The sequence below is a fragment of the Bradyrhizobium altum genome, from assembly GCF_020889705.1.
GTDB classification, from domain to species: domain Bacteria; phylum Pseudomonadota; class Alphaproteobacteria; order Rhizobiales; family Xanthobacteraceae; genus Bradyrhizobium; species Bradyrhizobium altum.
The window spans coordinates 1-11338 of the sequence record NZ_JACMYP010000274.1 but is presented as its reverse complement, the minus strand read 5'-3'; the positions used below and the strand labels follow the sequence as shown (position 1 = coordinate 11338).

Genomic DNA, 11338 nt, shown 5'->3' with positions numbered 1-11338 from the left:
CCGCCAGAAATGGTGACCGCTACGGCATTCAGGGCCCCGCTTGAGCGGGGCCCTTTGCTTTGCGCCGTTGGCCGCATCGCTAGTTCCGCACCTGGTCAAATCGGTCTTCAACCAGAAGCACCCGGACCGGCTCACCGTCCTTGGTCATCTGCACGGCATTCCAATCTCTGGCAAAGCTGAGGACTCGTTTCCGTCCGGACATCCTCCCGGGGGCGAGCGCGGAATCGTCCGAGCGCTCAGCGCTTGCCTAACATCAACCCGCGTTCTGTTGCTGGCGCATTGGACGAGTGACGTCGTGGGATCGGCGATCGGGGTGGTACTCGAGCGGCTGATCCGATGCGTCACAGGGTACGGGCGGCGGGATCAGGACTGAAGCGATCAGGCCGCGCCAGAGTAGGATCGAGGCAATGGGATAGCCGCCGGCGATCGTGGCCATTCCCATATCCGTAATTCGCATAAGGTATATTATGGAATATTTATATCTACAATTAGATCAGTTATTTAGTGGGAAATCTTCGCACCGGCCCGCAGCTTGACGTCTGTCCGGGCTTGTCCCGGTCGTTGGTTCGGCTGGTCCAGACAGCACAGCGATCCACGCCCACGCATCTCGTCAGAAAGCCGATATTGCCGCGGCGTACGGACGCTGCAATAAGCGCCAGCCGTGCAGAGATCGCTGGTGACCCCGCGGCATCAGGTCCGTATAGGATGGCATCTCAGAACAACAACAAGCCTCTCGAGGGAGCAAACCCAATGAGCTTTTCACGACGCACGCTGCTGAAGGTTTCCGCCGCTTCCGCCGTCCTGGGCGGAATTGGCGCGCCGTATGTTGCGCGCGCCCAGTCGGCCGAGTTTTCGTACAAGTTCGCCAATAACCTGCCGGAGTCGCATCCGTTCGTGGCGCGTGCCCGGGAGATGGCCGCGGCGATCAAGACCGAGACCAACGGCCGGTTCGACCTGCAGGTGTTCCCGAACAGCCAGCTCGGCTCCGATACGGACATGCTGAGCCAGGTGCGCTCCGGCGGCGTCGAGTTCTTCACGCTCTCCGGCCTGATCCTGGCGACCCTGGTGCCGGCAGCCTCGATCAACGGCATCGGTTTCGCATTCCCGGACTATCCTACGGTCTGGAAGGCTATGGATGGCGAGCTCGGCGCCTATGTGCGCGGCGAGATCAACAAGGCCGGGCTCGAGGTCATGGACAAGATCTGGGACAACGGCTTCCGCCAGACCACGTCGTCGACCAAGCCGATCAACGGTCCTGACGATCTCAAGGGCTTCAAGATCCGCGTGCCGGTGTCGCCGCTGTGGACCTCGATGTTCAAGGCGTTCGATGCATCGCCCGCCTCGATCAATTTCAGCGAGGTCTATTCAGCGCTGCAGACCAAGATCGTCGAAGGCCAGGAAAATCCGCTGGCGCTGATCTCGGCCGCGAAGCTCTACGAGGTGCAGAAGTACTGCTCGATGACCAACCACATGTGGGACGGTTTCTGGTTCCTGATGAACCGCAGAGCCTGGGCGGCGCTGCCGGACGATATCAAGACCATCGTCGCCAAGAACGTCAATGCGGCCGCCGTCAAGGAGCGCGAGGACACCGAGAAGCTCAACGCCACCGTGAAGCAGGAGCTCACCGGCAAGGGTCTCGTGTTCAACCAGCCCGAGGTCGGGCCGTTCCGCGACAAACTCCGCGCCGCCGGCTTCTACGCCGAGTGGAAGGGCAAGTACGGCGAGAAGGCCTGGGATCTGCTCGAGAAGTCCGTCGGCAAACTGTCCTGATCGATCAAGCGGGAGGCTTGCCATGGCTCATGTCGAGATGACGCCGGCCGTGGCCGGCGAGGCGGCGTCACAGCCCCCTCGCCGCCGCTCTGTTCTCGGTTCCATCGAGGCGACTCTCGGATGGCTGGTCGAAATCCCGGCGGCGATCCTTGTCGTCGCCGAGGTCGTGATCCTGTTCGCCGGCGTGGTGTCGCGTTACGTGCTGCATGCGCCGCTGATCTGGTCCGACGAGTTGGCGTCGATCCTGTTCCTGTGGCTCGCGATGCTGGGGTCGGCGGTCGCGTTCCGTCGCGGCGAGCACATGCGGATGACGGCGCTGGTCGCGAGCGCCGGGCCGAGGCTGTGGGGTTATCTGGACGTGGTCGCGACCTGCGCCGCGCTGGCGTTCCTGATCCTGATCGTGCGGCCGGCCTATGAATACGCCTACGAAGAGAGCTTCATCACGACGCCGGCGCTGCAGATTTCCAACACCTGGCGCGCGGCGGCGCTGCCGGTCGGCACCTGCCTGATGGCGCTGTTTGCGCTGCTGCGGCTGGCCCGGGTCGGCGACTTCAAAACCTTCCTGCTGGCCGCGCTGACCGTGGCGGCGTTGATCGGCGTGTTCTGGCTGGCGCAGCCGATGCTGCGGCCGCTCGGCAATCTCAACCTGATCATCTTCTTCGTCGGCGTGGTCGGCTTCTGCGTGTTCGCCGGCGTACCGATCGGCTTTGCCTTCGGCATGGCGATCTTCGGCTATCTGGCGTTGACCACGCGGACGCCGCTGATGGTGCTGGTCGGCCGGATGGACGAGGGCATGAGCCACCTGATCCTGCTCTCGGTGCCGCTGTTCGTCTTCCTCGGCCTCCTGATCGAGATGACCGGCATGGCGCGCGCGATGGTGGCGTTCCTGGCGAGCCTGCTCGGGCATGTCCGCGGCGGCCTGCATTACGTGCTGGTCGGCGCCATGTACCTGGTCTCCGGCATCTCCGGATCGAAGGCCGCCGACATGGCCGCCGTCGCACCCGTGCTGTTTCCGGAAATGAAAGAGCGCGGCGCCAAGCCGGGCGATCTGGTCGCCCTGCTCGCGGCCACCGGCGCGCAGACCGAAACCATTCCGCCGAGCCTGGTGCTGATCACGATCGGCTCGGTCACCGGCGTCTCGATCTCGGCGCTGTTCACCGGCGGCCTGCTGCCGGGCGTCGTGCTGGCAATCACGCTGTCGGCGCTGGTGTGGTGGCGCTATCGCGGAGAGAACTTGAGCCATGTGCAGCGCGCCACGGGCAGCGAGATCGGCAAGGCGTTGGTGTTCGCCCTGCCCGCATTGGCGCTGCCCTTCGTGATCCGCTACGCCGTGGTCGAAGGCATCGCCACGGCCACCGAGGTCTCGACCATCGGCATCGTCTACGCCTTCGTCATCGGCCTCCTGATCTACCGCAAGTTCAACTGGCGGCGGCTGGTGCCGATGCTGATCGACACGGCGTGCCTGTCGGGCGCGATCCTCTTCATCATCGGCACCGCAACCGGCATGGCCTGGGGCCTGACCCAGTCCGGCTTCTCGCGGGCGCTGGCGGCGTCGATGACCGGGCTGCCCGGCGGTTCGGCGACCTTCATCGCGGTCTCGATCCTGGCCTTCGTGATCCTCGGCAGCGTGCTGGAAGGCATTCCGGCCATTGTGCTGTTCGGGCCGCTGCTGTTTCCGATCGCGCGCCAGGTCGGCGTCCACGAGGTGCACTACGCCATGATCATCATCCTGGCGATGGGCATCGGACTGTTCGCGCCGCCGTTCGGCGTCGGCTATTATGCCGCCTGCGCCATCGGGCGCGTCGATCCGGCCGAGGGTATCCGGCCGATCTGGGGTTACATGCTGGCGCTGTTGATCGGCCTGATCATCGTCGCCATCTTCCCCTGGATATCGATCGGTTTCCTTTAAAGCACCTTGCGGATGGGATAGAGCCATGAGTGCAGCTCAAAACCAGTACTCGATAGGGCTCGACAAGACGCCCGCCAACTACGTGCCGCTGACGCCGCTGAGCTTCCTGGCACGTTCGGCCGCGGTCTATCCTGACCATGTCAGCGCGGTCTATGAGGGCCGCAGCTTCACCTGGAAACAGACCTACGAGCGCTGCAAGCGCTTCGCGTCCTATCTTGCAGGCCGCGGCATCGGCCGTGGCGACACGGTCGCGGCGATGCTGCCGAACATCCCGGCGATGAACGAGCTGCACTTCGCGGTGCCGATGACCGGCGCGGTGCTGAACGCGCTGAACATCCGCCTCGATACAGAATCGATTGCGTTCCAGCTCGATCATGGCGGCGCCAGGGTCGTCCTCGTCGACCCCGAATTCTCCGGCGTGATCGCGGAAGCCCTGACCCTGTTGAAGGGTGCAAAGCCGTTCGTGATCGACGTCGACGATGCCGCCTTCAATGGCGGCAATCGGATCGGCGAGATCGAGTATGAGGTGGCGGTCGCCTCAGGCGATCCCGCATTCGTGGAGCGGCCGCCGGCCGACGAATGGGATGCCATCGCGCTCAGCTACACGTCGGGCACGACAGGCAATCCGAAGGGCGTCGTGACCCATCACCGCGGCGCCTATCTCAACGCCGTCAGCAACATCCTCGCCGGCAATCTCGGCCAGCATCCGGTATATCTCTGGACGCTGCCGATGTTTCACTGCAACGGCTGGTGCTTCCCCTGGACGATCGCGGCGACCGCCGGCGTCAATGTCTGCCTGCGCAAGGTCGATCCGGCAAAAATCTTCGAGCTGATCCCGAAACACGGCGTCACCCACATGTGCGGCGCGCCGATCGTCTACAACACGCTGATCAATGCGCCCGATGCGCCGAAGGGCGGCAAGGCGAAGCCCGTCGTCGGCCTGATCGCGGGCGCGGCGCCGCCGGTTGCAGTCCTCGAAGGCGCCGAGCGCATCGGCATCAAGCTGACCCATGTCTATGGACTGACCGAAGTCTACGGCCCGGCCTCCGTCTGCGCCGAGCAGCCGGGCTGGGACGAGCTGTCGGCCGATGCGCGTGCGCAGCTGAAGCGGCGCCAGGGCGTGTCCTATCCGTTGCAGGAAGGCGTCACGGTGCTCGATCCCGAGACCATGCGCGAGGTGCCGCGCGACGGCGAGACCATCGGCGAGGTCATGTTCCGCGGCAACATCGTGATGAAGGGCTATCTGAAGAACGAGAAGGCGACGCAGGAAGCGTTTGCCGGCGGCTGGTTTCACACCGGCGATCTCGGCGTGCTCGACGAGCACGGCTACGTCATCATCAAGGACCGCTCCAAGGACATCATCATCTCCGGTGGCGAGAATGTCTCGTCGGTCGAGGTCGAGGATATCCTCTACAAGCACCCGGCCGTGCTGTTTGCCGCGGTCGTCGCAAAGCCCGACCCAAAGTGGGGCGAAGTGCCCTGCGCCTTCCTCGAGCTGAAGGACGGTGCCAAGGCGACCGAGGCCGAGATCATCGCCTATTGCCGCGAGCACATGTCGGGCTTCAAGACACCGAAATCTGTGGTGTTCGGGGTGATCCCGAAGACATCCACGGGCAAGATCCAGAAATTCCTGCTGCGCAACCAGGTCGGATCGGCCAAGGCGATCTCGGCCTGAACCATAACGGCGCTCACCCCTCCGCAAGGCGGCCGAGCAGCTCGTACAGTATTCGTTTCTGGTCGGCCTTGAGCGGCGCCAGCGTCGTCGCGGTGCATTCGATCTCGATCGGGATCAACTGCTCGACCAGCGCCACGCCGGCTGTGGTCAGGTCGATCAGGATCAGCCGCTTGTCGGTCGGGTCGCGCCGGGTCGCAACCAGGCGGCGCTTCTTGAGCCGGAGCACGACGTCGCGGATATTGGCCGGCTCCATCGCGACCAGCCGGCCGAGCAGGTTCTGCGACAGCGCCCCGCGCTTGTAGAGCCGGGCCAAGGTCGCATATTGCGGGGCCGTCAGGTCGTAGGATCCGATCCGGTCGACCAGGTTCGACGAGGCGCGCTGATAGGCCCGGCGCAGCAGGAAGCCGACCTGGTCTTCCAGCCGGTAGTCCGACGCGGCGCGCCGGACCGGCGCGTCCGCTTTAGTCGACATTCTCGGCATCTCGGTACATCACCTTGTGGCGCGTGGTCGAAACCCATTCGTCGATCTGGGCTTCGGTCATGAAGTGCGAGGCATCGAACCTGTTCCAGTTGCTGATGTCAGCCAGGCTCTTCTTCCAGCGCTTGTACGGCGGCTTGGCCGGCGGACCGAAGCACATGATGTCGAGCACGGATAGCTCATCGGGGATGCCGAGCAGCGGCTTCATCGCCTGCTGGGCCTTCTCCTGCCCGATCGCGGTCACCCACCAGACATTATAGCCGAGCGCCGCTGCCGCAAGATGCGCCGACATCGTCGCCGCCGCCACGCTCTGCAGCAGGATCCGTTCGGCATTCTCCTTGTACATCTTGTCGAGCTCGGAGCCGTCGTTGAGCACGGGAAACGCCTTGACCCAGCGGAAGTCGCTGGCGACGACTATGAAGCCGGGGGCCGACGCGAGGCCGCGATAATCGGGCGTCGGAAACTTCATCTTGAGCCGGGCGCGGGCGACCTGCTCCTCGCGGAAATATTCCGTGATCCTGTTCTTGAGGTCCTGATCGGTGACGGCAATGAAGTGCCAAGGCTGGGCATTGGCGCCCGACGGCGCGTGCCGCGCCGCCTCCAGGATCATGTCGTAGTGTTCCGGCGGCATCACGTAGCTGGCGTCGAACGCCCGGGTCGTCAGGCGGTTCTTCACGACATCCATCAGCGCGTCATATCGCGTGCGATCAGTGTAATCGCGCACCGCCACAGCTTCCGTCATCTGATCCTCCCGGATCTATTGTTATGATCATAACGATATGCCCTTTGCGTTAAAGGTCAAGACAGGACCGTTGGCGATCCTATGCAACCGCCGCCCGCCAGGCGGCGGGTTCCTAGCGGTGGTCGCGGCAAAACCCGATCCGAAATGGGGTGAAGTGCTCCGCGCCGTTGTCGAACTGAGGGAAGGCGCGCGCGTCGCGGAGCTCGAGATCATCGCGTTCTGCCGTAGCCACTGCCCGCCTTCAAGACGCCGAAGGCCGTGATATCCGCACGACCCCGAAGATATCGACCGAAAAATCCAGAAATTTCTGCGGTGCTATCGGCTCGGTTCAGCGAAAGGGCTTCGGCGTGCGGCAATCATATGATCGTCGTTCGCCGGTAGACACAGCGAGCGATGCCTTACCGCGTCGATGAAGGCCAGAATTTCTGCAATCGCGGGGTCCGCGTCCGCCAGTTGCCTTACGTCGTGCAGACGCGCGGCAAACACACCGGGGCCGCGAAATAGTTTCTGATAGAACGCTCGGATCACCGCGAGGCGTTCGCGGGTAAATTCGCGGCGTCGCATGCCAACGAAGTTGAGGCCGGCGAGACCCGCGTACTGGCCGCTTGCAAGGCCAAACGGGATTACGTCGCCACGTACGCAACTTGTGGCCCCGATCATCGCCTGCGCCCCGATTCGAACGAATTGATGGGCGGATGAGAGGCCTCCCATAAAGACAAAATCGCCGATTTCGCAATGGCCGCCCAGCGTCGTTGATGTGGCGAAGATGACGTCGTTCCCTACCACGCAGTCGTGACCGACATGGCTGCAATTCATGAAATAGCCACGATCGCCGACGCGGGTAACACCGCCACCCGCGACGGTTCCGGCGTTCATGGTCACGTGCTCGCGGATCGTACAATCCTGGCCGATCTGAAGCTTGGTCAGTTCGCCGCGATAGCTCAGGGCTTGCGGGGGCGTGCCGAGCGAGACGAACGGATAGATCGTGCAGCCGCCGCCGATCGTGGTCTCCGCGGTCATGTGCACGTGCGCGATAAGCTTGCAGTTTGCACCGATAATGACGCGGGAACCAATAACGCAATAAGGACCAATCGACGTGCCGGCGCCGATCACCGCCCCATCCTCAATCCGCGCAGTGGGATCGATGAGCATATAGTTCCCTCAAAAATGGATTATTCGCGACCTGCAGCAGAGTGCAAGCTCAAGCAGAGTGCAAGCTCAAATGCTGTCCGCCGGGTGCGACCCGTCGGATTTATTGCCGCGCGACGCGACCGCTTGCTTCAGCCAGCTCGATCGAGCGTCAGCCGCATGCCGTCATAGGCCGGGATCACGCCGGCCGGCAGGCTCTGCCGCAGCACCTCATAGTCGAGGTCGGAGTGCATGTTGGTGATGACCGCACGCTTCGGCTTGAAGCGCTCGATCCATGACAATGCGTCGGCGACGCTGAAATGGCTGGGATGCGGCGCATAGCGCAGGCCGTCGACGATCCAGAGATCGAGACCTTCCAGTGCCGGCCAGCTCGCCTCGGGAATGTCGTGCAGATCGGGTGAGTAGGCAGCGTCGCCGATGCGGTAGCCGAGCGCGGGTATCTGGCCATGCTGCACCAGGAAGGCCTCGAGCTTCAGCGGACCGCCCTTCCCCTGCACCGTGTGGCTCTCGCCGGCCTCGATCGAATGCCGGGTCAGGATCGGCGGATAGTCGCTGCCTTCCGGCGAGATGAAGCAGTAGGAGAACCGCGCCATGATGTCCTTGGCGGTCGACTGGTTGAAGTAGACCGGGATGCGGCGGCGCTGGTGCAGCACCACCGAGCGCAGATCGTCGATGCCGTGGGTCTGGTCGGCATGCTCATGCGTCAGGAACACCGCGTCGATGTGCTCGACATTGGCGTCGATCAGCTGCTCACGCAGATCGGGCGAGGTATCGATCACGACCCGCGTGGTGCCGTGCTCCATGGTGCGCTCCGCCATGATCGAGCAGCGGCGGCGGCGATTCCTGGGATTGTTGGGATCGCAGGCGCCCCAGCCGAGCGCCGGTCGTGGCACGCCGGCGGATGAGCCGCAACCCAGAATGGTCACTGTCAGCGTCATGCAGCAACCTTCGGCGCCGGCACCTTGGAGAACAGCCGGAAGAAGTTTTCAGTGGTCTGCCGCGAGATCTCCTCGAGCGAGACGCCGCGGGCTTCGGCGAGCACCTTGGCGACCTCAACGACGTAGGACGGCTCGTTGCGCTTGCCGCGGAATTTTCCGGGCGCAAGATACGGCGCGTCGGTCTCGACCATGATGCGATCGGCCGGCAGCTCGGCAGCCAGTGCGCGCAGGGTGTCCGACTTCTTGAAGGTCAGGATGCCCGTGAACGAGATCGACAGCCCAAGCCCAATCGCTTTCATCGCGAGCTCGCGGCCGCCGGTGTAGCAGTGCAGCACGGCCTTGAACGGCCCCTTCGCGACCTCATCCTCCAGGATGCGGCCGCAATCCTCGTCGGCCTCCCTCGTGTGGATGACGAGCGGCAGACCGGTCTCGCGTGCCGCGGCGATATGCGCGCGAAAGCCGCGCTCCTGCGCCTCGCGCGAACCATGCTCATAGAAATAGTCGAGCCCCGCCTCGCCGAGCGCCACGACTTTCGGGTGCTTGGTCAGCTCGATCAATTCGCTGGCCGGGATGCCGTCCTCTTCGTCGGCATGATGCGGATGGGTGCCGACCGAACAGTAGACGTCCGGAAAGCGCTCCGCGATCGCAAGCAGGCCGCTGAGCCGCCTCACCCGGGTCGAGATCGTGACCATGCGGCCGATGCCGGCCGCTTCGGCGCGCCCGACGATCCCATCGAGATCGTCGGCGAAATCAGGAAAGTCCAGATGGCAGTGACTGTCGACCAGCATGAATTTCGAACCACTCACTCGGTCTTCGGTTCCACATAGCGCGGAAACACGCCGACCGGCGCCGGCAGAACCGTGCCCGGCTTGATCCGCTCGGCGACTGCCGCGAAGCTGCGCGCATCCGCTGATATGCCGAGGCTGTCGAGCATCTTGCCGCAGGATTCCGGCATCACGGCCTGCGCCATGATCGCGATCTGGCGCACGACTTCGGCGGTGACGTAGAGCACCGTCTTCTGGCGCGCCGGATCAGTCTTCGCCAAGGCCCACGGCGCCTCACCCGCAAAGTAGCGGTTGGCCTCGGCCACCACGGCCCAGACCGTGTTGAGCCATTGGTGGATCTGCTGTGTGGCCATCGCGTGCCGCGACGTCTCCAGCATGGCGTCGGCCTGCGCCAGGATCGCCTTGTCGTTGTCGCTGAATTCGCCGGGCTCCGGCAGCACGCCGCCGAGCTGCTTGGCGATCATCGACAGCGAACGCTGCGCCAGGTTGCCGAAATCATTGGCGAGGTCGGCATTGATGCGCGCGACGATGGCCTCGTGGTTGTAGTTGCCGTCCTGGCCGAACGGCACCTCGCGCAGGAAGAAGTAGCGCACCTGGTCGACGCCGTACTGGTTGGCCAGATTGAAGGGGTCGACCACGTTGCCGACCGACTTCGACATCTTCTCGCCCCTGTTGAACAGGAAGCCGTGCGCATAGACCCGCTTCTGCAAGGGAATGCCGGCGGACATCAGGAAGGCGGGCCAATACACCGCGTGGAAGCGGATGATGTCCTTGCCGATGATGTGCACGTCGGCCGGCCAGTAGCGCCAATGCTTGTCGTTCTCGTCGGGATAGCCGACGCCGGTGATGTAGTTGGTCAGCGCGTCGACCCAGACATACATCACATGTTCTGGATCGTTGGGGACCTTGACGCCCCAGTCGAAGGTGGTGCGCGAGATCGAGAGGTCCTTCAGCCCGCCGCGCACGAAGCTCATCACCTCGTTGCGGCGCGAATCCGGGCCGATGAAATCGGGCTGGCTCTCATAGAGCCGCAGGAGCTTGTCCTGGTAGGCCGAGAGCTTGAAGAAATAGCTCTTCTCTTCGACCCACTCGACCGGCGTGCCCTGCGGGCCGCGGCGGACATTGTCCTCGCCGACTGTGGTCTCATCCTCGGCGTAATACGCTTCGTCGCGCACCGAGTACCAGCCGGCATAAGCGTCGATATAGATATCGCCATTGTCCTGCATGCGGCGCCAGATTTCCTGCACCGACTTGTGGTGAGCAGGTTCAGACGTGCGGATGAAGCGGTCGAACGAGACATTGAGCCGCTCGTCCATCTCCTTGAACCGCGCGGCGTTGCGGGTCGCGAGATCGTGCGGCGTCATCCCCTCGCCCTGCGCGGTCTGGATCATCTTCTGGCCGTGCTCGTCGGTGCCGGTCAGGAAGAACACATCCTTGCCGTCGAGCCGCTGGAAGCGCGCCAGCGCATCGGTCGCGATCGCCTCATAGGCGTGACCGATATGCGGCTGGCCGTTCGGATAGGCGATCGCGGTCGTGATGTAGTAGACGTTACCGCGATCCGCGGCGGGAGCCGAAGCGGGTGTGGATACAGGAGCCGCGGCTGCGGGCTTTGCCGCCTTGGGCGGCTTCAGCGCGCGAACCGCTGCCGGTCTCGGCGCCTTCTCGGCAACCGGAGCCTTCGGCGGAGCGGGCTTCTTTGCAACCGGTGCGATGGCCGCTTCCGCCGCCTTCTTCGGCGCGGTATTGGTGGCCTTCGCGGCAGCTTTCTTGACCGTCTTCTTCGTAGGCTTCTTGGCGGCTTTCTCTGCTCGGTCCTGCGCCTTCTTATCGACCGCTGCCTTCGCGACCTTCTTAGCGCGCTTGCGCTCCGCGTCGGCAGCTTTCTTGGCGGC

The 11338-nt window shown here is 63.9% G+C and carries 10 protein-coding genes; 3 read left to right on the top strand and 7 right to left on the bottom strand.

Features of this window, described 5'->3' with window-relative positions; translation table 11 throughout:
* Positions 1 to 253: 253 nt before the first annotated feature.
* The gene (locus H8B02_RS39430) at positions 254 to 436 is read right to left on the bottom strand and encodes a hypothetical protein (RefSeq protein WP_229171114.1); all 183 of its coding nucleotides are present in this window, start codon (positions 434 to 436) and stop codon (positions 254 to 256) included.
* 314 nt (positions 437 to 750) lie between these two features.
* Between H8B02_RS39430 and H8B02_RS39425 the strand changes: the two genes are divergently transcribed.
* From H8B02_RS39425 to H8B02_RS39415, 3 genes are read left to right on the top strand one after another with little or no spacing between them, the layout of a single operon-like run.
* Positions 751 to 1770: a TRAP transporter substrate-binding protein gene (locus H8B02_RS39425; protein ID WP_176531343.1), complete on the top strand. Its 1020-nt coding sequence runs from the start codon at positions 751 to 753 to the stop codon at positions 1768 to 1770.
* 22 nt (positions 1771 to 1792) lie between these two features.
* Entirely contained in the window at positions 1793 to 3679 is a 1887-nt protein-coding gene (locus H8B02_RS39420; protein ID WP_229171113.1) for a TRAP transporter large permease, read from the top strand.
* A 25-nt stretch (positions 3680 to 3704) separates the two neighbouring features.
* Positions 3705 to 5354, top strand: coding sequence for an acyl-CoA synthetase (locus H8B02_RS39415; RefSeq protein WP_229171112.1), 1650 nt, complete (start codon positions 3705 to 3707; stop codon positions 5352 to 5354).
* Between the two features lie 13 nt (positions 5355 to 5367).
* Here the strand turns inward: H8B02_RS39415 and H8B02_RS39410 are convergent, their stop codons facing one another.
* From H8B02_RS39410 to metG, 6 genes are all read right to left on the bottom strand, one after another.
* Positions 5368 to 5826: a MarR family winged helix-turn-helix transcriptional regulator gene (locus tag H8B02_RS39410; protein WP_229171111.1), complete on the bottom strand. Its 459-nt coding sequence runs from the start codon at positions 5824 to 5826 to the stop codon at positions 5368 to 5370.
* On the bottom strand, positions 5816 to 6574 hold the full coding sequence (locus tag H8B02_RS39405; protein ID WP_229171110.1) for a nitroreductase family protein: 759 nt from the start codon (positions 6572 to 6574) through the stop codon (positions 5816 to 5818). Before H8B02_RS39405 ends, H8B02_RS39410 begins: the two co-directional genes overlap by 11 nt.
* Positions 6575 to 6889: 315 nt before the next feature.
* Positions 6890 to 7726, bottom strand: coding sequence for an acyl-ACP--UDP-N-acetylglucosamine O-acyltransferase (lpxA, locus tag H8B02_RS39400; RefSeq protein WP_229171109.1), 837 nt, complete (start codon positions 7724 to 7726; stop codon positions 6890 to 6892).
* Positions 7727 to 7854: 128 nt separating this feature from the next.
* Positions 7855 to 8661 (bottom strand): MBL fold metallo-hydrolase, encoded by an 807-nt coding sequence (locus H8B02_RS39395; protein ID WP_229171108.1) that lies wholly within the window; start codon positions 8659 to 8661, stop codon positions 7855 to 7857.
* A complete protein-coding gene (locus H8B02_RS39390) occupies positions 8658 to 9449 on the bottom strand; it encodes a TatD family hydrolase (RefSeq protein ID WP_229171115.1) in 792 nt (263 codons plus the stop codon). Before H8B02_RS39390 ends, H8B02_RS39395 begins: the two co-directional genes overlap by 4 nt.
* 14 nt (positions 9450 to 9463) lie before the next feature.
* Positions 9464 to 11338 (bottom strand): methionine--tRNA ligase (gene metG, locus H8B02_RS39385; protein WP_229171107.1); only part of this gene is annotated, 1875 nt, incomplete at its 5' end.

Bases quoted from the DNA above. Each gene is read 5' to 3' on its own strand.
- H8B02_RS39415 (WP_229171112.1), top strand. From the start codon at position 3,705: ATGAGTGCAGCTCAAAACCAGTACTCGATAGGGCTCGACAAGACGCCC.
- H8B02_RS39410 (WP_229171111.1), bottom strand. From the start codon at position 5,826: ATGTCGACTAAAGCGGACGCGCCGGTCCGGCGCGCCGCGTCGGACTAC.
- lpxA (WP_229171109.1), bottom strand. From the start codon at position 7,726: ATGCTCATCGATCCCACTGCGCGGATTGAGGATGGGGCGGTGATCGGC.
- H8B02_RS39395 (WP_229171108.1), bottom strand. From the start codon at position 8,661: ATGACGCTGACAGTGACCATTCTGGGTTGCGGCTCATCCGCCGGCGTG.
- H8B02_RS39430 (WP_229171114.1), bottom strand. From the start codon at position 436: ATGGCCACGATCGCCGGCGGCTATCCCATTGCCTCGATCCTACTCTGG.
- H8B02_RS39405 (WP_229171110.1), bottom strand. From the start codon at position 6,574: ATGACGGAAGCTGTGGCGGTGCGCGATTACACTGATCGCACGCGATAT.
- H8B02_RS39390 (WP_229171115.1), bottom strand. From the start codon at position 9,449: ATGCTGGTCGACAGTCACTGCCATCTGGACTTTCCTGATTTCGCCGAC.
- H8B02_RS39425 (WP_176531343.1), top strand. From the start codon at position 751: ATGAGCTTTTCACGACGCACGCTGCTGAAGGTTTCCGCCGCTTCCGCC.
- H8B02_RS39420 (WP_229171113.1), top strand. From the start codon at position 1,793: ATGGCTCATGTCGAGATGACGCCGGCCGTGGCCGGCGAGGCGGCGTCA.